Source organism: Methyloceanibacter sp. (assembly GCF_051306395.1).
Lineage (GTDB): Bacteria > Pseudomonadota > Alphaproteobacteria > Rhizobiales > Methyloligellaceae > Methyloceanibacter.
Window position 1 is genome coordinate 14,258 of record NZ_JBPPND010000250.1, and the last position, 20,614, is coordinate 34,871.

At 63.8% G+C, this 20,614-nt stretch carries 24 protein-coding genes and 1 pseudogene; 8 read left to right on the plus strand and 17 right to left on the minus strand.

Annotation, left to right across the window (positions count from 1 at the left end):
* Positions 1–31 precede the first annotated feature (31 nt).
* The 6 genes from ACSLE4_RS13395 to ACSLE4_RS13420 form a co-directional block, all read right to left on the minus strand.
* Positions 32–1,309 carry a Re/Si-specific NAD(P)(+) transhydrogenase subunit alpha gene (locus ACSLE4_RS13395; RefSeq protein ID WP_435904937.1) on the minus strand — a complete coding sequence of 426 codons (1,278 nt, stop codon included), beginning with the start codon at positions 1,307–1,309 and terminating at the stop codon, positions 32–34.
* A gap of 107 nt (positions 1,310–1,416) precedes the next feature.
* Entirely contained in the window at positions 1,417–1,560 is a 144-nt protein-coding gene (locus ACSLE4_RS13400; protein ID WP_435904938.1) for an aa3-type cytochrome c oxidase subunit IV, read from the minus strand.
* Between the two features lie 125 nt (positions 1,561–1,685).
* Positions 1,686–2,603, minus strand: coding sequence for a VOC family protein (locus ACSLE4_RS13405; protein ID WP_435904939.1), 918 nt, complete (start codon positions 2,601–2,603; stop codon positions 1,686–1,688).
* Between the two features lie 52 nt (positions 2,604–2,655).
* Positions 2,656–3,105, minus strand: coding sequence for a cupin domain-containing protein (locus ACSLE4_RS13410; RefSeq protein ID WP_435904940.1), 450 nt, complete (start codon positions 3,103–3,105; stop codon positions 2,656–2,658).
* Positions 3,102–3,572: a DoxX family protein gene (locus ACSLE4_RS13415; RefSeq protein WP_435904941.1), complete on the minus strand. Its 471-nt coding sequence runs from the start codon at positions 3,570–3,572 to the stop codon at positions 3,102–3,104. Before ACSLE4_RS13415 ends, ACSLE4_RS13410 begins: the two co-directional genes overlap by 4 nt.
* Positions 3,573–3,637: 65 nt before the next feature.
* Positions 3,638–5,038: an ABC1 kinase family protein gene (locus tag ACSLE4_RS13420; protein WP_435904942.1), complete on the minus strand. Its 1,401-nt coding sequence runs from the start codon at positions 5,036–5,038 to the stop codon at positions 3,638–3,640.
* A 99-nt stretch (positions 5,039–5,137) separates the two neighbouring features.
* Here ACSLE4_RS13420 and ACSLE4_RS13425 point away from each other — a divergent pair, with 99 nt between their 5' ends.
* From ACSLE4_RS13425 to ACSLE4_RS13435, 3 genes and pseudogenes are all read left to right on the plus strand, one after another.
* Positions 5,138–6,073 carry an endonuclease/exonuclease/phosphatase family protein gene (locus ACSLE4_RS13425; protein ID WP_435904943.1) on the plus strand — a complete coding sequence of 312 codons (936 nt, stop codon included), beginning with the start codon at positions 5,138–5,140 and terminating at the stop codon, positions 6,071–6,073.
* 21 nt (positions 6,074–6,094) lie between these two features.
* Entirely contained in the window at positions 6,095–6,382 is a 288-nt protein-coding gene (locus ACSLE4_RS13430; RefSeq protein WP_435904944.1) for a hypothetical protein, read from the plus strand.
* A 12-nt stretch (positions 6,383–6,394) separates the two neighbouring features.
* Positions 6,395–6,565: pseudogene (locus tag ACSLE4_RS13435) on the plus strand (DUF411 domain-containing protein); the annotation flags it as partial.
* A 4-nt stretch (positions 6,566–6,569) separates the two neighbouring features.
* On the opposite strand, the gene ACSLE4_RS13440 reads toward ACSLE4_RS13435, so the two are convergent.
* From ACSLE4_RS13440 to ACSLE4_RS13455, 4 genes are all read right to left on the minus strand, one after another.
* The gene (locus tag ACSLE4_RS13440; RefSeq protein WP_435904945.1) at positions 6,570–7,157 is read right to left on the minus strand and encodes a DUF6790 family protein; all 588 of its coding nucleotides are present in this window, start codon (positions 7,155–7,157) and stop codon (positions 6,570–6,572) included.
* Positions 7,158–7,162: 5 nt separating this feature from the next.
* Positions 7,163–7,552 carry a type II toxin-antitoxin system death-on-curing family toxin gene (locus ACSLE4_RS13445; RefSeq protein ID WP_435904946.1) on the minus strand — a complete coding sequence of 130 codons (390 nt, stop codon included), beginning with the start codon at positions 7,550–7,552 and terminating at the stop codon, positions 7,163–7,165.
* Positions 7,549–7,773, minus strand: coding sequence for an AbrB/MazE/SpoVT family DNA-binding domain-containing protein (locus ACSLE4_RS13450; RefSeq protein ID WP_435904947.1), 225 nt, complete (start codon positions 7,771–7,773; stop codon positions 7,549–7,551). The genes ACSLE4_RS13445 and ACSLE4_RS13450 overlap by 4 nt, the downstream gene beginning before the upstream one ends.
* 88 nt (positions 7,774–7,861) lie before the next feature.
* Positions 7,862–9,652, minus strand: a complete 1,791-nt coding sequence (locus tag ACSLE4_RS13455) for a M3 family oligoendopeptidase (protein ID WP_435904957.1) — start codon at positions 9,650–9,652, stop codon at positions 7,862–7,864.
* A gap of 349 nt (positions 9,653–10,001) precedes the next feature.
* Here ACSLE4_RS13455 and ACSLE4_RS13460 point away from each other — a divergent pair, with 349 nt between their 5' ends.
* The 3 genes from ACSLE4_RS13460 to ACSLE4_RS13470 all read left to right on the plus strand — a co-directional run bounded on the left by ACSLE4_RS13460 (position 10,002) and on the right by ACSLE4_RS13470 (position 14,969).
* The gene (locus ACSLE4_RS13460) at positions 10,002–11,513 is read left to right on the plus strand and encodes a sigma-54-dependent transcriptional regulator (RefSeq protein WP_435904948.1); all 1,512 of its coding nucleotides are present in this window, start codon (positions 10,002–10,004) and stop codon (positions 11,511–11,513) included.
* Between the two features lie 171 nt (positions 11,514–11,684).
* Positions 11,685–13,466: a L,D-transpeptidase family protein gene (locus tag ACSLE4_RS13465; protein ID WP_435904949.1), complete on the plus strand. Its 1,782-nt coding sequence runs from the start codon at positions 11,685–11,687 to the stop codon at positions 13,464–13,466.
* A gap of 267 nt (positions 13,467–13,733) precedes the next feature.
* A complete protein-coding gene (locus ACSLE4_RS13470; RefSeq protein ID WP_435904950.1) occupies positions 13,734–14,969 on the plus strand; it encodes a DUF882 domain-containing protein in 1,236 nt (411 codons plus the stop codon).
* 3 nt (positions 14,970–14,972) lie between these two features.
* Here ACSLE4_RS13470 and ACSLE4_RS13475 read toward each other — a convergent pair whose 3' ends face one another.
* The 4 genes from ACSLE4_RS13475 to ACSLE4_RS13490 form a co-directional block, all read right to left on the minus strand.
* A complete protein-coding gene (locus tag ACSLE4_RS13475; RefSeq protein WP_435904958.1) occupies positions 14,973–15,446 on the minus strand; it encodes an MgtC/SapB family protein in 474 nt (157 codons plus the stop codon).
* A 9-nt stretch (positions 15,447–15,455) separates the two neighbouring features.
* Positions 15,456–15,725, minus strand: coding sequence for a DUF2312 domain-containing protein (locus tag ACSLE4_RS13480; protein ID WP_435904951.1), 270 nt, complete (start codon positions 15,723–15,725; stop codon positions 15,456–15,458).
* 181 nt (positions 15,726–15,906) lie between these two features.
* Complete coding sequence (locus tag ACSLE4_RS13485) at positions 15,907–16,161, minus strand: DUF1244 domain-containing protein (protein ID WP_435904952.1); 255 nt, start codon at positions 16,159–16,161, stop codon at positions 15,907–15,909.
* Positions 16,154–17,008, minus strand: a complete 855-nt coding sequence (locus ACSLE4_RS13490) for an N-formylglutamate amidohydrolase (protein ID WP_435904959.1) — start codon at positions 17,006–17,008, stop codon at positions 16,154–16,156. Before ACSLE4_RS13490 ends, ACSLE4_RS13485 begins: the two co-directional genes overlap by 8 nt.
* Before the next feature lie 310 nt (positions 17,009–17,318).
* Here ACSLE4_RS13490 and ACSLE4_RS13495 point away from each other — a divergent pair, with 310 nt between their 5' ends.
* Positions 17,319–17,714, plus strand: coding sequence for a DUF1036 domain-containing protein (locus tag ACSLE4_RS13495; protein WP_435904960.1), 396 nt, complete (start codon positions 17,319–17,321; stop codon positions 17,712–17,714).
* Positions 17,711–19,141 (plus strand): pyruvate kinase, encoded by a 1,431-nt coding sequence (pyk, locus tag ACSLE4_RS13500; protein WP_435904953.1) that lies wholly within the window; start codon positions 17,711–17,713, stop codon positions 19,139–19,141. Before ACSLE4_RS13495 ends, pyk begins: the two co-directional genes overlap by 4 nt.
* A gap of 17 nt (positions 19,142–19,158) precedes the next feature.
* Here pyk and ACSLE4_RS13505 read toward each other — a convergent pair whose 3' ends face one another.
* The 3 genes from ACSLE4_RS13505 to ACSLE4_RS13515 form a co-directional block, all read right to left on the minus strand.
* Positions 19,159–19,893 carry a tetratricopeptide repeat protein gene (locus ACSLE4_RS13505; RefSeq protein WP_435904954.1) on the minus strand — a complete coding sequence of 245 codons (735 nt, stop codon included), beginning with the start codon at positions 19,891–19,893 and terminating at the stop codon, positions 19,159–19,161.
* A gap of 178 nt (positions 19,894–20,071) precedes the next feature.
* On the minus strand, positions 20,072–20,197 hold the full coding sequence (gene ykgO, locus ACSLE4_RS13510; protein ID WP_069624447.1) for a type B 50S ribosomal protein L36: 126 nt from the start codon (positions 20,195–20,197) through the stop codon (positions 20,072–20,074).
* A gap of 182 nt (positions 20,198–20,379) precedes the next feature.
* Positions 20,380–20,529, minus strand: coding sequence for a hypothetical protein (locus ACSLE4_RS13515; protein WP_435904955.1), 150 nt, complete (start codon positions 20,527–20,529; stop codon positions 20,380–20,382).
* Between the last annotated feature and the right edge of the window lie 85 nt (positions 20,530–20,614).

The following is a 20,614-nucleotide window of genomic DNA, read 5'->3' on the forward strand; positions in this document are numbered from 1 at the left end:
AGGACGAGGCCCGTATAAAGGGTCCGCTTCGTCATGTGGTCTTGCCTCCCTTGGGCTGGCGCGTGCTTCCCGGCTTCTTGGCCGGAGCCTTCGCCCCGCCATTGGTTCTGGACTTCGCCGGTGCGGCTTTCGTTGCTGTGCCCGCGGCGCGGGCGGGCGTGGCGCTCTTCGCACCTAAGCGCTCGGCGATCGTCTCGTTGACGATGGCGCCGTCGCGGGCAATGCCGGTGCCCTTGGCCAGTTCGTCTTCCCAATCGATGGCGAGCGTCTTCTTATCCTTGTCGATGAACGGATCGATGAAGGCCTGAAGATTGCGCGCATAAAGGCTGGAGGCGTTGACCGGCACCCGACCGGGCAGATTGAGCAGGCCGAAGATCCGCACGCCCTTGTGCTCGGCGATCTCGCCCGGCTTGGTCAGCTCCGCGTTGCCGCCCCGCTCCGCGGCGAGATCCACGATGATGGAGCCGGGCCGCATGCTCTCGATCATTGCCTTGGAGATGAGCTTCGGCGCGGGGCGCCCGGGGATCAGCGCCGTGGTGATGACGATGTCCTGGTTCTTGACGTGCTCGGCGATCAGTTCCGCCTGCTTCTTCTTGTAGGCGTCGGACATTTCCTTGGCGTAGCCGCCCGCCGTCTCCGCCTGTTTGAACTCTTCGTCCTCGACCGCGATGAACTTGGCGCCGAGCGACGCCACCTGCTCCTTCACGGCGGGACGCACATCGGTGGCGGTGACGATGCCGCCGAGGCGGCGCGCGGTGGCGATCGCCTGAAGCCCCGCGACGCCGACGCCCATGATGAAGACTCTCGCCGCAGGCACCGTGCCCGCGGGCGTCATCATCATCGGCAGCGCCCTCTCGAACGCGGCGGCCGCATCGACCACCGCCTTGTAGCCGGCGAGGTTCGATTGCGAGGACAGCACGTCCATGCTCTGCGCGCGGGTGATGCGCGGCATGAGCTCCATGGCGAACAATGTCACGCCGGTCTTGGCCAGCGCGTCGAGCCCTTCGGCGTCGGAGAACGGATCGAGCATGCCGACCAGCGCCGCGCCTTTCTTCATCGCCTTGGCGAGCGCGAGCGGCGGACGCCGCACCGTGAACACGACGTCGGCGCCCGAGACGGCCTCCGCGTCGGTCTTGGCGATGGTGGCGCCGGCTTCCTTGTAATCCTGATCGGAGAAATGGGACCTGAGCCCCGCGCCAGAGCGCACGGTGACCTTGGCCCCGGCCTTGACCAGCTTCTTCGCCGTCTCGGGGCTGAGCCCGATCCGCGGCTCGTCCTTGCCTTCTGCGGGCACGCCAATCGAAATCATCGTGGCTCCGTCTGACACACTGGCCCGCTAACCGGCCAATGGCCTTCCGTGGGTTGTCTGGATTCGAGGTGAGCGAACGGGTGGTTCGCCGTGAGCACGAGCTCGGACTAGGTCAGGAAGTAGCCCATGGCCGCCACGATCGCCACGGCGATGACAATCGTCCACAAGGACAACTTACAGAACAATTTGTAAGAGGCCATGTGCTCGGCATAGTCCATGTCGGGATGGCCCTCTTTGGGATCGATATGCATTCAACTACCCCCGGTCGTATCTTTGTGCTTGGCGGCGGCTTCGCGCGCCTCCGCGAGATAGCAAAATCCGGCGCGTCCCGCAATAATTGCTGGCCCTATCAAAAAGTACCACCCAGGCCCCTCGCTCAGCCCAAGAGCACGATCATATGGCCGTCAGGGTCCCGGATCGCCGCGGCTTTCCCGCCATTCTTCAGGCTTACGACCCCCGGCGAGACGAAGACGACGCCCGCTTCCTGAAGCCGCCCCGCCAGGCCATCGAGATCGTCCACTTGGTGGACCTGGCGCGCCGCGGCCACGTCATTGGCCTTCACCGGCGCCGTGGAGGTCCGCCCCGGCGGCGTCCGATAGTGCAAAAGCTCCAAATGGGGCGTCGGCGCGGCCGTGGGCTGCAGCGGCACCACATCCACCTGGCATCCGGAAAGCCCGTCGAGGCGATCCTGCTCGGGCCCCTCGTTCAGCGAGCGGCCGCCGATCTTGAAACCAAGAAGCCCTTGGTAGAAGGCGAGGCTGCGGTCCACATCCATGATGGAGATCGCCGTGTGGTCGTAGCCGCGAATTCCCGCCCCACCCCGTTGCCACTGAGGGTCGCCGACACCTTTGGGAAAAGAGATCAGCTCCAGCGGGTGCCCTTCCGGATCGCGGAACTTGAAGGCGGTGACGCCGCCGGTATTGGGCGGAAGGAGCACCGGCTCGCCCTTGGTGACGATGCCCGGCCTGCCGCGTTCGAGCCGCGTCCACACCGCCGTGATGTCGCCTGTGACGAGCGCCACGTGCTCGAACCATTGATCGTTCGAGGCTCGCATCGTGGGGTATGGCGCGCCCGGCGGATCGAACGCCACCAGCTTGATCTCATGGTCCCTGAGCTTGATCGAGGCCGCGCGCGCGGTGGTGCCTTGCGCAAGGCCGAGCAGCGTGTTCCAGGCCGGATCGTGAAGCGTCTGTTCAGGGCCTACGTCGAGCCCCAGGACATCCCGGTAGAAGGCGCACGCGTCCGGCAGGTCCGCGACCGTGATGCTCACGCGGATGAGTTGGGTCACGGGCATCGCACTGTCCTCTTGCGCACTGTCTTCGCGCGCATTGTCCTTGCGCTTTCCGCTACTTGAACGCGCCTGGCTTGGCGCCGGCCCATTTTTCCGGATCGAGCTGCACGATCATCAGCGAGCAGGGCTCGTCGCCGACCGTTCCCGACTTATGACCAACACGGCCTTGCGCATCTTCCTTGGCGTTCTGATCGCCGCCGAAGGCGAGATCGCCGAGCCCCATCTCCACCCGGGTGCCGTCCGTGGACTCCACGAACCAGCGTCCCGACAACACCGAGATCCATTGCGGCTTCGGGTTCTCGTGCCAGTCGCCATTGAAGCCCACCGGCAGGATGCTGAAGAGAAGATTGGTCTCGCCCGAGAGCAGATGGTCGTTCCATTGGGACGCCGCCTTGCCCCCCATGCTCTGCCACGCGAACGATGTCAGCTCGCAGCGGGTTTGATGCGTGGCTCCATCGTCGCCCGTCCACAAATGCCAATAAGAAATCTCGGGATTGACCGTCATTGGACTCCCATCATGGCGGCTGCTGGCTGCGTCAGCGCGGAAACCTTCCCGATGTCGCCGCCCACCGCCTGAATGAACCCGCTCGCATACATCACGTAGATCAATCCGCCGACGAGACCGAAGTTCTTGAAGAAGTCCCAGATATGCGGATAGCCCTCGCTCTCGGGTTTCCAGAAGCGCGGATAGGCCCAGAAATTGTGATAGACGATGCCGGTGACGGCACAATAGCCGGCGAGAATGAACGCGGCGATGCCGTCATAAAAGCCGAACACGATCATCGGCGGCGTCAAAAGCTCCACCGCCATCGCCAGAATCAGCAGCACCGGCCCGCCGGGCAGCCAACCCGACTTCGCTTGCTTTAAAGCGTTGTCCCAGTTGATGACTTTGTCGAGAAAGCTGAACGGGAAAATCCAGACGATGAAAATCCGCGCCAGCACCGGCAACGCGTCGTTGATGAGCCAATCCATCGTCAGCCCCTCCTCTCGATAGATTCGCAAGGTTCTTTGCGAATCCTCGGCGAAGTGAGCGGCGATCACAACCCTTGTTTGGCAGCCCCTTCCGGTAACGGTACGCCGGTTTTAACGAAGGTCTCGTGCTGGCGCCGCGTCACGTCGGCCAAGTCCGCGCCGGCGATCGCCTCGTTGAACAGGCGGTAGAAGTTCAGCTCGGCGTTGAGATGCAGGAACACGCCGCCGAGCCCGATCGCGGCGCGGTCCATGAACACGAACTCGCGCGGCACCGTCACCGGCCCCTTCTCCCGCAAGCCTTGATGCACCTTGAAGGCCTCCTGGCGGCCATAGGCGCCCGGCTTCACGTATTCGGCGATAGTGCGCACGCGGTCCTCGAGCATAGGCCCGTAGATGAACTTCGCCCAGATATTCAGAATGTCGATCAACTCGTTGGAGAGCCCGTCGAAGCCCCACGTCTCGTAAGCGTGCACGATCAACGCACGGTCGTTGTTGAGCAGTCCATGATAGAGATCGATCACGCCCTGGATGAATTTCGGCGCGAAGGTGCGCATGCAGCCATAGTCGAGCAGATTGATGCCGGCCGCCTTGCCTCCCTCGTCTTCGAACACCGTGTAGTTGCCGAGATGCGGGTCGCCGTGGATCACCCCGTATTGGCTGAACGGAAACCACCAGGCGCGGAACATGGCGCGCGCGATTTGATTGCGCTCTTCTAGCGGGCGGTCCGTGTAGTCGAGGAGAGGCCGGCCATCGAGCCAGGTCATGGTGAGCAGCCGCTTGGTCGACAGCTCCGGCAGTACGTCGGGCACGCGGATCATGGAATCGTCCGCGAAGATCAGCCCGTAAAGCCGCGTGTGTTTGGCCTCGAGCGCGTAGTCTAGCTCCTCGCGCAAGCGCGCCGAGATCTCTTTCAGCATCTCCGAAGTCTCGATCGCGGGCCGCATGCGGCGATGGATGGAGAACAGCATGCCGAGCTGCGCGAGATCCGCCTCCACGGCGGACTGCATGTCCGGGTATTGCAGCTTCACCGCGAGCGCGCGCCCGTCATGGGCGACAGCGCGGTGAACCTGACCGAGTGAGGCCGACGCCGCGGCCGCGTGCTCGAAGTTCGCGAATTTCGGCTCCCAGTCCGGCCCAAGCTCGGCCGCCATGCGCCGGCGCACGAAGGCCCAGCCCATGGGTGGCGCCTGGCTCTGAAGCTGGCCGAGCTCGGCGGCATACTCGGCCGGAAGTGCCTCCGGGATGGTGGCGAGAAGCTGCGCCACCTTCATGATCGGACCTTTGAGCCCGCCCAGCGCGGCGGCAAGCGCGGCGGCGTCCTTATCCTTCTCGGGATCGAGGCCGAACAGGCGGCGCCCGGCGATGCGCGCGGCGACCCCGCCCACATTGGCGCCAACGCGCCCATAGCGCTTGGCGCGGGCGCTGAACCTGTTTTTCTCGCTGTCGCCCTCGGAGGTGTCGCTCATAGGGAGGTGCAAAGCCCTTCATGCCCGGGTAAGTCTTCCCACATATAGGAACGCGCTGCGCACGATGCCGATCCTTTCGCCAAGGTTAGTTCTCCACCAATGTTCAAAGTTTTGAAGGCGGCCGTAATCGCCGGCCTCATTCTCGGCGCAACCCTGCTCACGCTCGGCGTGCTGGCACGCTGGTATCCGGCCCTCGACATCGTCAATAACGGCCTCCCCGTCCTTGCCGTAGGCGGGATCGCGCTGCTGGCGCTTGCCTTCGCCGTACGAAATCGGACGCTGATCGCCGCCGCCGCCGCCTTCATGGCGGTCACCTTCGCCTTGCTGCTTTCGGGCCTCTCGGGCGCCGCCCCGCAAGCGCCGGACGGCGCGGCGCGGTTCCTGCGCGTGGCGACCTTCAATCTCTGGGGCCGCAACGACCACCATCTGGACCAGGTCGCGGCATTTCTCGCCGAGACGAAAGCGGACGCGGTGGTGCTCGAAGAGGTGCGCGGGCATCACAAAAACTTCCTCGAGAGTCTAGCCGCGCAGTATCCCTATCGCGTCGGCGATAACGGGCTCGCTATTCTGTCGAAGCATCCGATTGTGGCCGACGGCCGCGTCGACCGCGGCGGCCAGCCGTTCTGGATGTCGCTCATCATCCGCTGGGTGCGGCTCGACGTGAACGGGACGCCGGTCGAGCTTGCCGGCGTGCATCTGGCGCGGCCCTTCTATGCGGATTTGCAAGAGGCCGACATCGTGGCTCTGACCACCTTCGTGCAGGAGAGGACCGGGCCCTTGATCGTGGCGGGCGATTTCAACATGGCGCCGTGGACGGTCAAGCTGAAGACCTTCACCAAGGCGACCGGGCTCGGCCGTCTCAACACATTCTACCCGACCTGGCCCGTGCGCTGGCGTAGTGTGCCGCTTCTGCCGCTGGTGCCGATCGACAATGTCTTCACCACGGCGCACTTCGCCAACATCGCGATCCGTGTCGGTCCGAGGCTCGATTCGGATCACCGGCCTGTGATCGCGGACATCGCCCTGATCGAGTAGAGTCCGGTCAACGATCCCCCCATGTGGAGAACCTCCATGGTCTTGCGCACCGTCTTTGCCTTTTGCCTCGCCGTTCTGGTGACCTCCCCCGCATTCGCCGCGACGGACGGCGCCCCTGCAATCGAAGTGTGGAAGTCGCCCACTTGCGGCTGCTGCGGCAAATGGGTGGAGCATCTCGAAGCGAACGGCTTCGAAGTGAAAGCCAAGAACACCTCGCCTGCGATGCTCGACCGTATCAGGCGCCAAGCCGGCATCGAGGAGAAGCTCGCCTCGTGCCATACTGGCCTGATCGACGGCTACGCCGTCTAGGGGCATGTCCCCGCCGCCGACATCAAGAAGCTGCTCGAAGAGCGTCCGGATGCCATTGGTCTCACCGTGCCCAACATGCCGATCGGCTCACCGGGCATGGAGCAGCCGGATGGAAAGACGGAACCCTACGACGTGCTGCTCGTGAAGAAGGATGGCACCACCGAGGTTTTCGCCCGCCACTAGAGCGTCATTCCTTCACGAACTTTTTGAGCGCTTCCCGGTAGGAGCGCATGGCGCGCCGCGCCACTTCGGCCTCGGCTTCGAGCGCGAGCGTGTCGGGCGATATGGGCCGTGGGCGCCGGGCGGCGACCAGCAAGAGCGCCAGCACCGCCATCGGCGTGAGGAAGTCGGTGACCAGGATCGGTCCGGCATTGCCCGAGGTCAGGTTGCCGTAAGTGACGATGTCGTGCACATGCCCGATGCCGGCGCCGATCAAAAAGCACGACGCGGCAATGGCGACCGCCACACGCGCATAGAACGTGGTGAAAGCGGCATAGAGGCTCGCCAGCCCCAGCCCGAGATTGGCGTAGCCCACTTCGAACTGGAACGGGCTCGGGCTCCAGCCGATATCGGCGGCGGCGCGCTCTGGAAAAAACACATGGCCGGCAAAGGCCCATAAGCCCAGCAGCCCCAGCGGGAAGATGAATAGGTAGCGCAACAGCCGATCGATGACGAACGCCTGGAGGATCGGACGGGGCCCGCGCAAAACGGCCACGCCCCAGCACACAAGCGCCGCGACCCAGAGGAGAATGGGGACCAGCGAAACTTGCGACATTGGGCCTAACTCCCTTCAGGCCAATTATCTCTAATCCAGCGCGTCAAATTTTCCTCGTCAATGTCGCCCGAGGCCACCTCCAACATGACGACGACGGCTTCAGCCTCCGGCACCACGAACTCAATCTCGTTGAGACCGAGAAAGGTGATGATGGAGAGGAATGCGATGCGCTTGTTACCATCGACAAACGCATGGTTCCGAGCGAGCCCAAAACCATACGCGGCCGCAAGAGCCGCCAGGTCATCGTTGCCATAAGCATATTTGTTCAGGGGCCGCGCGAGGGCCGATTCCAGCAGCCCCCGGTCGCGAAGACCTGAAGGCCCCCCGAACTCGCGCAGTTGTTCGTCATGGATGGCGAGGACAAGATCGACGGAAAGCCAAATAGGCTCGGTCACTTGGCAAGCTCACGGAGCGCGTTCCGATAGGTCCCCATGGCCTTGCGAGCGACTTCCATGCCGCGCTCGAAGTTTGGGTCGTGCCGGACAAGCTTAAGTCCGCCCTCTGCAAGCTCCGTCACGAACAAGCTGTCACCCTGCTTGAGTTGGAGCTTCGCAAGAAGCTCCTTCGGCAGGATTAGGCCGGTCGAATTCCCGATTTTTTTGATTTCGATCTTCATGCGGACCTCCGTTGTACGGTCTGTATAACAAAGTTTTACAGACCGTACAACGGACAGCGATCCTCAAGCGGGGCTTAGGCTCAAGAACTCAGACCTTGCCGTCCATGGCTTCCAGCTCGTCGATCAGCCCTTCGATCACCTTGAGCCCCATGGACCAGAAGTGCGGCTCAGAAGCATCGAGCCCAAACGGCTTCAGAAGTTCCTTGTGATGCTTGGTGCCGCCGGCGGCCAGCATGTCGAGATAGCGCTCGGCGAAGCCCGCATCCGCCTTCTCGTAGACCGCGTAGAGCGAGTTCACCAGGCAGTCGCCGAAAGCGTAGGCGTAGACATAAAACGGCGCATGAATGAAGTGCGGGATGTAGGCCCAGAATGTCTCGTATTCGGGCTTGAGCTCGATCGCCGGGCCGAGGCTCTCGCGCTGCACGTCCATCCAAATCTCGCCGAGCCGCTCCGACGTGAGCTCGCCCTCGCGCCGCTCGGCGTGGACCTTGCGCTCGAAACTGTAGAAGGCGATCTGCCGAACCACGGTGTTGAGCATATCTTCCACCTTGGCGGCTAACAGGGCTCTCCGCTCGCGCTTGCTCGGCGCCTGGTCGAGCAGCTTCTTGAAGGTCAGCATCTCGCCGAACACGCTCGCGGTCTCGGCGAGCGTCAGCGGCGTCGGCGCCATCAGCGGGCCCTGCTTGTTGGCGAGCACCTGGTGCACGCCGTGGCCGAGCTCGTGCGCGAGCGTCATCACGTCCCGCGGCTTGCCCTGATAGTTGAGCAGGATATAGGGATGCGCGCTCGGCACCGTAGGATGCGAAAAAGCGCCTTGCTGCTTTCCTTCGCGCACCGGCGCGTCGATCCAGCCTTCGGCGAAGAACCGGCCGGCGATGTCCGCCATGCGCGGCGAGAAATTGCCGTAAGCCGTGAGCACCGTCTCCTGCGCCTTGTCCCAGCCGATCACCTGCTTGGGCTCTTCCGGCAACGGCGCGTTGCGGTCCCAATACATCAGCCTCTTCTTGCCGAGCCATTTCGCCTTCATGGCGTAGTAGCGGTGCGACAGGCGCGGATAGGCGTCGCGCACCGCCGCGACCAGCGCATCAACGACGTCGCGCTCGACACGGTTCGCCAAGTGCCGGCTGTCGGCGACGTCCTCGAAGCCCCGCCAGCGGTCGGAGATTTCTTTGTCCTTGGCGAGCGTGTTGGTGATCAGCGTGAACAGCCGGACATTGTCCTTGAACACCTTGCCCAGCGCCTTGGCGGCGTGCTTGCGCTTCTTCTCGTCCGCGTCGAGCAAGAGATTGAGCGTGGGCTCCAGACTGAGCGTCTTGCCGTCCACCTCGAAGCGCAGCGCCGTCATGGTCTCGTTGAACAGGCGGTCCCAGGCGCCCCGCCCGCTCACCGCCTTCTCGTGGAACAGCTGCTCCAGCCTGTCCTCGAGCTGATACGGCTTTTCCTTGCGCAGATCCTCGAGCCACGGCCGGTAATGGCCGAGCGCGGGCCCCGTCATCGCCTTGTCGAGCGCCACGTCGTCGAGCCGGTTCAGCTCCAGCGGAAAGAACAACAGCTTGGAGGAGATCGCGGTGATCTTCTCCTGGATGTCGCCGAAGAATTTCTGCCGCTTGGGATCGGCGGTGTCGGCGGCGTAGAGCAGGCTCGCATAGGAGACGACGCGCCCGAGCACGTCGTTGAGGGACTCATACACACGCACGGCCTGCGTCAGGGCCTCGCCCCCGGCGCCGGCGTCGAGCATCACGGCGAGCTTGCCCGCGTAACGCTCATGCATGGCCTCCGCGGCCTGCTCGGCCGTCTCCAGATCCTTTTTCAGCGCAGGTGATTCGGGGGCGTCATAAAGATCACCCAGATTCCACTCCGGAAGCGCCTCAGCCCCCATATTAACGCCATGCTTTTCCTTGGCTTTCACCGCATGACTGGCGGCGAACACGGGGTGGGGGAACTGGGCAAACAGGGTGGGCAGCATCGATTGATATGTCCTCGTTAGCGGTGGCAACGCCTAGTGTGGGAAGACGCGCGGGCGCCTGCAAGGCCAAACGCGTGCTTTCTTGTGGCACTCAAGATGACGGTTCAGCAAGAACTTCCCCAAAATCGAACCGCGATAAAGAACATGTTTACCCTTCCACTGCACAGTTTTGGCACAGCAGGGGTCCACGACGGGCCAAGTGTTCGCCTGAAGGGGCGCCTCTGTCTCGTTAGTATTTGCGTAACCAGTGAGTATTTGCGTCATGCCCAAGCGCGTCCTGGTCGTCGATGACGATCCCACCCAACGTCGTATTCTTGAAGAGACCATCAAGCGGTTCGGTTACAACGTGGTCACCGCCGACGGCGGCGACGCCGCCCTGGACGCGCTGAGGGCCGATGAGTCCGGCGAAATCTGCCTCATCCTTCTCGATCTGGTGATGCCCGGCACCGACGGCATGGCCGTCCTGTCGTCCATGCGCTCCCTGCCCCGTAAGCCGCCCGCCATCGTGCAGACGGCCCATGGCAGCATCGATGCGGCCATCTCCGCCATGCGCGCCGGCGCCGTCGATTTCGTGGTGAAGCCGGTGAGCCCCGAACGGCTCGAAGTCTCCATCAAGAACGCGCTCCGGATCGAGGCGCTGGCCGGCGAGATCACCCGCATGAAAGCCACCGCCTCCGGCGAGCTCGGCTTTTCCGACCTCATCGTCGGCAGCGAGGCCATGAAGAGGGTCATAGAGCTCGGCAAGCGCGCCGCCACCTCCAACATTCCCGTGCTCATCGAGGGCGAATCGGGTGTCGGCAAGGAGCTGATCGCCCGCGCCATCCAGGGCGAAAGCGCCCGCAGGATGAAGCCGTTCATTACCGTGAACTGCGGCGCCATCCCCGAGAATCTGGTCGAGAGCATTCTATTCGGCCATGAGAAAGGCTCCTTCACCGGCGCCGCGGAACGTCGTCCCGGAAAGTTCGTGGAAGCCGACGGCGGCACGCTGTTCCTCGACGAGATCGGCGAGTTGCCGCTCGACGCCCAGGTGAAGCTGCTGCGCGCGCTTCAGGAAGGCGAGATCGACTCCGTCGGCGGCAAGCAGCCGGTCAAGGTCGACTTCCGGCTCATCTCGGCCACCAACCAAAACCTGATCGCACTCGTGCAAGAAGGCCGCTTCCGCGAGGATCTCTACTACCGGCTGAACGTGTTTCCCATCTGGGTGCCGCCCTTGCGCGAACGCCTGGAAGACGTGCCGGAGCTGGTGCGCCATTTCACGGCGCGCTTCGCCGCCGAGGAAGGCAAGCGTATCGACGGTATCGACGCCGAAACCGCGGGCATGCTCCAGCGCTACACCTGGCCCGGCAATATCCGCCAGCTCGAGAATGCGGTGTTCCGCGCCGTGGTGCTCGCCGACACGCCGATGCTGACCGTGAACGAGTTCCCGCAGATCGCGGCCCATGTCGAGGGCTACGCCGTGACGGTCCCGCCGGCGCCCGCGCCCAAGGATCTGACGCCGCGCATCGACGGCCCGGTCATGCTTGGCCAGTCCGCGGACACGCCCGCGACGATCCACGTCCCCTCGGCCAACGGCGGCAAGGACTCCGTGGGCATCGCGGCGCTGAGCGACAGTGGCGACATCCGCTCTCTCGAAGCGGTGGAAGCAGACATGATCCGGCTCGCCTTCGGCCGCTACCGCGGCCGCATGACCGAGATCGCCAAGCGGCTAGGCATCGGCCGGTCGACCCTCTACCGGAAAATGCGGGAGATCGGGCTCGAAGCGCGGCCCAACTAGGAGAGAGACCGGAACAGCCTGAGGTCATTGGCAAAAATGCCACACTCAGGGAAAAATGAGATCGGAGAAGGTTTAAATCGCGCCGGGGTAAGGCCATTTGCTGGAGGCTCGCACTAAAGTCCGGGCGGGCACGACGAATCGGCTAATTCGGCCAGAGGGAGCAGACTATCCATGAGGCCTATCTACGGCATTGCGTTGACCTTGCTTTTGGCCGCGCCTCTGAGCGCGCCGGCGTTTGCTGTCGAACCAGAAGCGCCCCAGGCGCTGATTTCGCGCACCGATGCGATCCGGATCGCCGTGCAGACGCGCCTTGCGGAGAAGTTCACCGCCACCACCGAGCTCAAGAAAGACGAGAAGGGCGCTCTGGTGGAGTACTACTCCGTACCCGAGCAGAAGCTTCTCTGGGTTGACGAGACGGGGCTGACCGACCGCGGCAAGGCGGTGATCGCCGAGATCGAAAAAGCCGACGATTACGGCCTGCGCGCGTCCGACTACGCCTTGCCGGACATGACGGGCTTCAATGCCAGCGCCTCGGACGCCGCCGACAAGCTCGCCGCTGCGGAGATCGAGATCAGCCACGCCGTTCTCGACTACGCGCACGACGCGCGCGGCGGCCGCATCAATCCAAGCCGCCTGACGAAAAACTTGGATCCAACACTGGTTCTGCCGAAGCAGCTTGAGGTGATCGAGTCGATCTCGTTCCGCTCGGACCCGGCGGCCTATCTGCGGAGCTTCCAGCCGCAGCACCCGCAATTCGCGCTGTTGCGCAAAAAGCTGATCGAGCTGCGCGGCGGCGGCGAAGATGCACCGGAAGCCGAGAAGGTTGCGGTCAACATACCCAGCGGTCCTTTGCTCAAGTTCGGCGTGGCCGATCCGCAAGTTGCCTTGCTGCGCACCCGTCTCGACGTGCCGGATGGCGCGAACCCTGAGCTCTACGACGAGGCTGTACTGGAGGCCGTTAAGCAGTTTCAGGCGGAGCACAACACCGCCCCTGACGGCGTGGTCGGCCCGGGCACGCGGCGCCTTTTGAACCGGCCTCACTTACGCAATATGGGCAGCCCCGATCAGATCAACGCGATCCTCCTGAACATGGAGCGCTACCGCTGGCTTCCGCCCGACCAGGGCAGCTTCTATGTCACGGTCAACATCCCCGAATTCACGCTGCGCGTGGTGAAGGATGACGAGGCGATCCACACCACACGGGTGGTCGTCGGCAAGCCCAACACCCCGACGCCGGTCTTCTCGAACGAAATGAAAACGGTCGTGTTCGGTCCTTACTGGAACGTTCCCAACTCCATCAAGGTCGGGGAAATCCGGCCTTATGTCCGGCCGTCCGGCGGCTTCTTCTTCGGTGGCGGCTGGAATACGCAGATCTTCCAGCGTCAGAACCTCCGCATCAAACATGGCGGCCGCGAGGTCGATCCGGCCTCGGTCGATTGGAACCGCGTCGATATCCGGAGTCTGCACCTCTATCAGCCGCCTGGGCCCCACAACGTGCTCGGGAAGGTCAAGTTCATGTTTCCGAACAAGCACGACGTCTACATGCACGACACGCCGCAAAAGCATCTCTTCGCCAATCAGGTGCGCGCGGAGAGCCATGGCTGCATGCGCGTGCAGAACCCCGATCAGCTGGCGGCGATCATCATGGAGCACGACAAAGGCTGGAACCGCGCGCGGACCCAGTCGGCAATGGACACCTCCTACGATCAGCATGTCGCCCTGGGCCGGCCGGTTCCGGTCTACATGACGTATTTCACCCTGCGGGTGAACGAGGACGGCTCGATTACGAACTACCGCGACCTGTACGGTCACGATTCCCGCATGTCCGCGGCCTTGTTGGGCGGCCGTACGCAGTTCGCGGAGCACGACGATCAGATCGTGACCCAGTCGATCCCGCAGCGTCAGCGGACCAGGGGCGGCGACCCGTTCGCGGAGATGCTGTCAAACTTCTAGGCGGCGAAGTTCAAGTTATCTCGGTATTGGAGCGCCGCTCCGCCCTGATGACCTGTTAACCATGCCCGAATTTGGCGGGTAAAGGTTAACTCGTCCGCCTTGTTTTTCGCTCAATTTACCGAAATACTGTTGCTCAAAGGCCGCACTGGCGGCAGGCACGAATAAGCCTAAGGGCTTGGTGTCACTGGGGAAGCTGGCTGACAAGGCCGGCGAGGGAAATACGGAAAGTCGGGGATGCGCATCCGGGGGAGTAGTGCACGCCGCGTCATGCTTGGCGCCGGATTCCTGCTGATGGCCGCCGGCTTCGCCGTGGGCCAGACCGCCTCCGCTTTCGCCGAGAACCGCACCCTCTCCCTCTACGAAATCCACACCAAAGAGACCGTCACCGTCACGTATAAGCGGGACGGCAAGTTCGACGAGGACGGTCTCAAGAAGCTCAACCATGCGATGCGCGACTGGCGCCGCGACGAAGAGATCAAGATGGATCCTGAGTTGATCGATCTGATCTGGAAGATCCATACCCAGCTCGGCTCAACACAGCCGATCCACCTCATTTCCGGCTACCGCTCGCCTGAGACCAACTCGATGCTTCGTAAGACGCGTGGCGGCCAGGCGAAAAAGAGCCAACATACGCTGGGCAAGGCCGCGGACATCCATTTCCCCGACGTGCCCGTCAAGACTCTGCGCGCTTCCGCGCTCGTCCAAGAGGTCGGCGGTGTCGGCTATTACCCGACCTCCGGCATTCCCTTCGTCCATGTGGACACCGGAAATGTGCGGATGTGGCCGCGCATGCCGCGCCTCGAACTGGCCGCGCTCTTCCCCGACGGCAAGACGGCCTACATCCCGAGCGACGGTAGACCGATCACCAAGAAGGACTATGAGCTGGCTCTGGCCAAGGGGCTGGTGAACAGAACCATGGTCGCCTCAGCCGCCCCGAGTGTCGCGCCCTTGCCGACGCCGAAGCCGCGTCTGGCGCTCGCCACGGAAGTACCGCAGCCGATCCTGGCGTCGTACACGCCGGACCAGCCTGCCCCGATGGCGCTCGCGCCCGCCGGCGCCGACTTGGAGGCCTCACCGGCCGCGGCCCCGCGCTTCGCCTATGCCAGCGCCGGCGGCGGTCTGCCTTGGTCGCAGCCGGCCCTGAGCCCCGAGCCGTCCCAGCCAAAGGTTCCGGCCTATGAGAACGCCGCCGTTGTTGGCGCGCCCGAGGTCGACGACGATCACCCGGACGAGCTCAGCTACGTGCCCTTCGAGACAGCAAGCCTTATGACCGATACGTCCGTCGCCCGCAACGCGGAGATCGCGCCGCTGAGCCATCCCGAACAGGGCGATATCGACTATCTGTTCAATGAGATGGACAGCCCGACGGCCTTCCAGTTCCGCCGCAGCTCCGGCTATCGCGGCCTCGCCAGCGTCCAGAAATTCTCCGGCGGCGCCGTCAAAAGCCTCTACGCCGAGATGGAAAAGCCGGGTCCGACCCGCCTGGCGCAGAGCACTCGCTAGTTTCTAGCCGTATCCGCCCTCGTCCGTCTTATCGAAGGCCGCCTCGATCCAGGCCACGCCCACGAGCAGAAACACCGCAAGAACCACCGACAGGACCACGATCTGCCAGGCGGCCAGCCCGCAGGCGATACCGAGCGCCGCCGTCACCCAGACGGTCGCGGCGGTGGTGAGGCCCTTGACGGTCTTCTCCTTCGTGTCGCGCAAGATCACGCCGGCGCCGATAAAGCCGATGCCCGCCATGACGCCTTGTATGACCCCCTGAATCACGCGGCTGAGCGCGTCGGGATGATCTGCCAAACTTCCGAAGTGCACGGTCGAAACGGCCACGATCGCCGCGCCCAGCGATACCAGGCCCAGCGTCCGCATGCCGATCGGCTTGTTAGACAGATCCCGGTTGAGGCCGATCAGCATGCCGACCGCCACGGCAGCACAGAGCCGCCAGCCGATGTCGATAAAGTCGAAGCCTGGCTGGTTCACGTCCAAGTATTATGCCGCCTCTGACTCCGCCGCATCGGTGTCCATGCCGAGCGCATGGAGGTAGGTGGTGAGTACCGCGTCCTCTTCCCGCCGCTTGTTTTCGTCCAGCTTGCGCAGGCTGATAACCTTGCGCAGCGCCTTGACGTCGAAGCCGGTGCCCTTGGCTTCCGCATAGACCTCGCGCAAATCCGCGGCGAGCGCTGCTTTCTCTTCCTCCAGCCGCTCGATACGAGACACGAAGGCACGAAGTTGATCTTTGGCTGATGTCTGAAGCTGCACGTTGGGTTTCCTCGGGCGTTTGTGATGGTTCAATGAAGGGCGAGCTTGAGCCCGAATCGCGGACCGCAGCAAGGCGCCCGCGAGGCTTATCCCGGTTATCCAAAGCCCCGCAGGGCGCAGCGCGCGCTCGACGCCGGGGTAGGTCTAATAATTTGATATTTCTACGATTTTCCGGGTCCGCTCAGGACCGCTCGGTCTGGTATTTCGCCTTCCAGTCCTCATACGGCATGCCGTAGACGATCTCCCGTGCCGCATCCTTGGTCAGCGGCACGCCGCGTTCGTCCGCCGCCTCCAGATACCAGGTCGACAGGCAGTTGCGGCAAAAGCCGGCGAGCTCCATCAAGTCGATATTCTGGACGTCGGTCCGCTCCCGCAAATGCTCGACCAGCCGGCGAAAAGCGGCGGCCTCGATCTCGGTCCTCGTCGTCTCATCCATGTGCGTGATCCTTTCCGCAGTAGGCACCCGTGTTGGAGCCGTGATGTTCTATGCGGTGCAAGCCGGGCGCGGCGCGCAGCACATCCGCGAGCACGCGCGCCAGATGGGCGCCCCATTCCGCCTGCCCCTCCTCCGCCAAGATCAGGTCCTGACGCACCTCGACCAAGGCGTGGGCGAGTCCGCGCAAGGTGGCGTGCCGGTAGAGCGTGTCGCCCTTGAGCTGGCCCGTGTACGGCACGTTGTCGCCGATCTCCGCACCGGGAATGGTGTGCAAGGCCTTCAGCAAGGGAAGCGGCAGCCTCGGGTCCTTGTCCCACAGCACCGCCGCTGACCAGGGCCGGGGAACGCCTTTCCAGGCTTGCGTGAAGCTGTGCACCGACAAGATCACCGGCGGCTTGCCGGCGGCGATGCCCGCCTCCACCGCGCGGTCGATCGCCGCATGATAGGGCCGGTAAAAGCGGTCGAGCCGCGCCTCGATGTCCTCCGCGCTCAACCCCACATTGCCGGGGACCACGAGCCCATCGGCGACCTGCATGATGAGCGTGGGATCGTCGAGCCCGCGATTGGGATCGATCAGCAGGCGGGAGAAACGGCTGAGCACGGCCGGGGCCCCCAGCATCTTGGCCAGCGCCGCCGCGACCCCCTCCGCCCCCAGATCGAAGGCGATATGCCGGTGCAGATCCTCGGATTTCAGCCCAAGCGACCCGTATTCCTCCGGTATCCGGTTCTGGGCATGATCGCAGAGGATCAGGAGACCGAGCTTTACATCCCCGCCGATGGTCCGGTATGGCTTTTCGCCTAAATCGTCTTCTACAAGCGTGTCCAGGCTCGAGCTCCTTCCGAGCAGTCCTCAAACGATCCCCGGGCGCCTCCGCGCGGGCCTGCCGCGCAACAACAACGAAGTGACCGAAAAGTCCAGGCTGCGACGCAATTACCTCGCATTTTGAACGGTGTTTATAGGGCCGATCAGGCCTTATAAGGGAGGCTCGCCGGTCAGAGAAATGCAACCAATTCGATGCTACGTTTCGGGGTTCATTAACCGCGACTTCAGGCTTGAGAGACCGATGCCAGCTTCCCACGAGACCCGCAACATGGCGGGAGTCCACATCCCGGCCCTCCATCGGTGGGTCTACGCCGCTCTTTTGGCGCTTGGCGTCATGGTGGGGCCAGGTGTCACGCAGGCCCATGCCGACCTGAAGCTGTGCAACACCACAGCGAGCCGCGTCGGGGTGTCGATCGGCTACAAGGATACCGAAGGCTGGGCGAGCGAGGGTTGGTGGAACATCGCCTCCCACACCTGCGAAACCCTGCTCAAGGGCGTGCTGATCGGCCGCTACTACTACATCCACGCGGTCGATTACGACCGCGGCGGCGAATGGGCCGGCGGCCTCTTCATGTGTACGGACGACAAATCCTTCACCATCCGCGACACGCAGGATTGCGAGAAGCGCGGTCACAAGCGTACCGGATTCTTCGAAGTCGATACCGGCGAGGAGCGTGACTGGACCGTCCGTCTCACCGATCCGGAAGGTGAAGAAACAAAGTCCCAATGAGGCGAAATCGCCGAGTCAAGATCGTCGCTACGCTCGGTCCTGCCTCCACCAACGAAGAAACGATGCGCCGCCTGTTCGAAGCAGGGGCCGACGTGTTTCGCGTGAACATGAGCCACGCGACCCACGATGGCTTGCGCGAAGTTCACTCCATCGTCCGCAAGCTCGAATCCGAATTCTCCCGGCCCATCGGCATCCTGGTTGACCTGCAAGGCCCAAAGCTGCGCATCGGCAAGCTCGACTCCGGCTCCATGCGGCTGACGAAGGGCGACATCTTGAGTTTCGTCCGCCGCGAGGCCATTGGCGGCCTGGGCCGCGTGCAACTCCCCCATCCGGAAATCTTCGAAGCAGTCGAGCAAGGCCACACGCTCCTCCTCGACGACGGCAAGCTGAAACTGCGCGTGGTCGAGGCGAGCGACGTACGCATCGACGCCGAGGTGCTGACCTCCGGCCTGCTCGGCAGCCGCAAAGGCATCAGCCTGCCCGACACCGTGTTGCCCTTCGGCGCCGTGACCGACAAGGACCGTGCCGACATCGAATGCGCCATGTCCCTCGGCGTGGCGTGGGTCGCGCTCTCCTTCGTGCAACGTCCCGAGGACATCGCCGCGGCGCGCAAGCTGTCGCGCGGCCGCACCGCGATCATGGCCAAGATCGAAAAGCCGTCCGCGGTGAACCACCTCAAGGAGATCATCGAGCTCGCCGACGGCATCATGGTCGCACGCGGCGACCTCGGCGTGGAGATGCCCGTGGAGAAGGTCCCGGGGCTCCAGAAGCAGATCAGCCGCGCGGCGCGCAACGCGGGCAAGCCCGTGGTTGTCGCCACCCAGATGCTGGAATCGATGATCTACGCGCCGGTGCCGACACGGGCCGAGGTATCCGACGTCGCTACCGCCGTGTTCGAAGGCGCCGACGCGGTCATGCTGTCCGCCGAGTCGGCCGTCGGCAAATACCCGGTCGATGCCGTCGCCACCATGGACCGTGTCGCCATGGAGGTGGAGCGCGATCCTCTCTACGCCGCCATCATCCACGCCCAGCGCATCGACCCGCAAGCGACCGGGGCGGACGCCATCTCGGCGGCGGCCCGCACCGTGGCCGAGACCCTCAATCTCGCGGCCATCGTCTGCTACACCGCGTCTGGCGCCACGAGCCTGCGCGCCGCCCGCGAACGGCCGCAACAGCCGATCCTGGCGCTGACGCCCATCCCTTCGACCGGCCGCAAGCTGGCGATCGTCTGGGGGCTTCATTGCGTGCTGACCGACGACCCGCGCAATCTCGACGACATGGTCGCCAAGGCCTGCCGCATTGCCTATCAGGAGGAGTTCGCGCTCCCCGGCCAGCAGGTGATCATCTCCGCCGGTGTACCGTTGGGTAAGTCTGGCGCCACCAACCTGCTGCGCATTGCAGAGGTCCAGGCAGGCACCGACGAATAGCGTCGCGGCTTTCGAGGCTAGATGTCCTGGCCTTCGACCTCGCGCTTGAGCGCGTCGACGCCCGACTGCGCATCTTCCAAGAAGGGATTGACCGCCAGCGCCCGGCGATAGGCCTCCAGCGCCTCCTTCTTGGCGCCCAGCTGCTCGAGGACGAGCCCGAGATCGGTAATGGCCCGATAGTGCTTGGCGTCGAGATCGAGCGCCCGCCTGAGATCGGCCAGCGCGCGCTCGGGCTTGCCCTGCAGGACGTTCACCTTCGCCCGCAAATACCAGGCTTCCGCCTCGTTCGGAGCGATGTCCACGACGGCATCGAGAATAGCCAGAGACAGATCGATTTCCGCCGCGTTGGCGAATTGGGCGGCCCGGCTCATCAGAAGGTCGACCGTATCGCTGCCCGAGACGGCCCAAAGCTCCTCGATGGCAGTCATGATGGACTCGGCCGAGCTGGCATTGGGCGCGCCGCCGAGCTTCTCGTAGAGTTCGGCCAGCATCTTCGGCCGGTCGGCGGGATCCAGAGGCGGCGGGACCTCACCGGATTCCAGCTTGTTGCCCTTGGTGTCCTCCGCCGATTGCGGCGGCACCCCCTCGTCAGCGCCGGGCTTCATGTCCGGCCTTAAGTGCGGCTCGGCGCCCTCCATGTCTCCTAAGCCCGGGAGGTCCAAGCCTTCCAACGCCGGATCGTCCAAGGCCGGCACGTCGCCGGAGTCTTCCGGCTCGTCGCCCAAGCTCTCGAAATATTGTGCGAGGACCACGGGGGGAGCGGCCAGGGCGGGCGCAGCCGTCGAGGCCGCGAACGCAAGAACCAGGAGTAACAGGCTCGCCCGACTTTTCACCGTGGACATGCTGGAAAAGGTACGGGGCCCGCGCGGGCCCCGTCAAAACAATTCGATGCGTGAGCCCCAGGAGACGATCTCCCGGGCAAACCGCGGCTTAGCCCTGGCGGGCCTTGAAGCGCCGGTTGGTCTTGTTGATCACGTAGAGCCGGCCGCGGCGGCGTACCACCCGGCAGTTCCGATGGCGCTTACGCAGGGACCTCAGCGAATTCTTGATCTTCATGACACGCCATCCATTCGTCTAAAAAGAGTCCGGGCGGCCTCATGCGAAGGCCGCCCTCGAATTGTGGCGGACCATAAGAAGGGCGGCCGGTTCTGTCAACTGAAGGCCTGCCGGGCAAAAAAGAACGCCCCGGGCCATCCATCGCGGCGCCGGGGCGTCAATTCTCGAAAGCCTCGGATCGACTAGTCTTCCTTGACCTTCTTGGTCACCTTGAAGTCCTTGTCGAGATAAACGTCGTACCTGCTGTCGTCCTTGCAGATGACGTCGTCGGCTTCGTAGCCGCCGTTCTCAATCTCGATGTTGGTGTCCTCGACGGTACAGCCGTCGGCCATGCCTCTGATGGGCATTGTCAGAGTAAATTGGCTTGAGCCTCCTGGCGAGGTTCCTTAGCCTCCGACGATGCACAATCCCTTCCGT

What these genes read in the sequence shown, in the direction of transcription:
- ACSLE4_RS13455 (WP_435904957.1), bottom strand. Translation starts at nt 9,652, where the DNA reads ATGGGGGCTGAGGCGCTTCCGGAGTGGAATCTGGGTGATCTTTATGAC.
- ACSLE4_RS13470 (WP_435904950.1), top strand. Translation starts at nt 13,734, where the DNA reads ATGCTTGGCGCCGGATTCCTGCTGATGGCCGCCGGCTTCGCCGTGGGC.
- ACSLE4_RS13515 (WP_435904955.1), bottom strand. Translation starts at nt 20,529, where the DNA reads ATGGCCGACGGCTGTACCGTCGAGGACACCAACATCGAGATTGAGAAC.
- ykgO (WP_069624447.1), bottom strand. Translation starts at nt 20,197, where the DNA reads ATGAAGATCAAGAATTCGCTGAGGTCCCTGCGTAAGCGCCATCGGAAC.
- pyk (WP_435904953.1), top strand. Translation starts at nt 17,711, where the DNA reads ATGAGGCGAAATCGCCGAGTCAAGATCGTCGCTACGCTCGGTCCTGCC.
- ACSLE4_RS13425 (WP_435904943.1), top strand. Translation starts at nt 5,138, where the DNA reads ATGTTCAAAGTTTTGAAGGCGGCCGTAATCGCCGGCCTCATTCTCGGC.
- ACSLE4_RS13410 (WP_435904940.1), bottom strand. Translation starts at nt 3,105, where the DNA reads ATGACGGTCAATCCCGAGATTTCTTATTGGCATTTGTGGACGGGCGAC.
- ACSLE4_RS13465 (WP_435904949.1), top strand. Translation starts at nt 11,685, where the DNA reads ATGAGGCCTATCTACGGCATTGCGTTGACCTTGCTTTTGGCCGCGCCT.
- ACSLE4_RS13460 (WP_435904948.1), top strand. Translation starts at nt 10,002, where the DNA reads ATGCCCAAGCGCGTCCTGGTCGTCGATGACGATCCCACCCAACGTCGT.
- ACSLE4_RS13495 (WP_435904960.1), top strand. Translation starts at nt 17,319, where the DNA reads ATGGTGGGGCCAGGTGTCACGCAGGCCCATGCCGACCTGAAGCTGTGC.
- ACSLE4_RS13415 (WP_435904941.1), bottom strand. Translation starts at nt 3,572, where the DNA reads ATGGATTGGCTCATCAACGACGCGTTGCCGGTGCTGGCGCGGATTTTC.
- ACSLE4_RS13485 (WP_435904952.1), bottom strand. Translation starts at nt 16,161, where the DNA reads ATGGATGAGACGACGAGGACCGAGATCGAGGCCGCCGCTTTTCGCCGG.
- ACSLE4_RS13400 (WP_435904938.1), bottom strand. Translation starts at nt 1,560, where the DNA reads ATGCATATCGATCCCAAAGAGGGCCATCCCGACATGGACTATGCCGAG.
- ACSLE4_RS13405 (WP_435904939.1), bottom strand. Translation starts at nt 2,603, where the DNA reads ATGCCCGTGACCCAACTCATCCGCGTGAGCATCACGGTCGCGGACCTG.
- ACSLE4_RS13450 (WP_435904947.1), bottom strand. Translation starts at nt 7,773, where the DNA reads ATGAAGATCGAAATCAAAAAAATCGGGAATTCGACCGGCCTAATCCTG.
- ACSLE4_RS13430 (WP_435904944.1), top strand. Translation starts at nt 6,095, where the DNA reads ATGTGGAGAACCTCCATGGTCTTGCGCACCGTCTTTGCCTTTTGCCTC.
- ACSLE4_RS13440 (WP_435904945.1), bottom strand. Translation starts at nt 7,157, where the DNA reads ATGTCGCAAGTTTCGCTGGTCCCCATTCTCCTCTGGGTCGCGGCGCTT.
- ACSLE4_RS13395 (WP_435904937.1), bottom strand. Translation starts at nt 1,309, where the DNA reads ATGATTTCGATTGGCGTGCCCGCAGAAGGCAAGGACGAGCCGCGGATC.
- ACSLE4_RS13420 (WP_435904942.1), bottom strand. Translation starts at nt 5,038, where the DNA reads ATGAGCGACACCTCCGAGGGCGACAGCGAGAAAAACAGGTTCAGCGCC.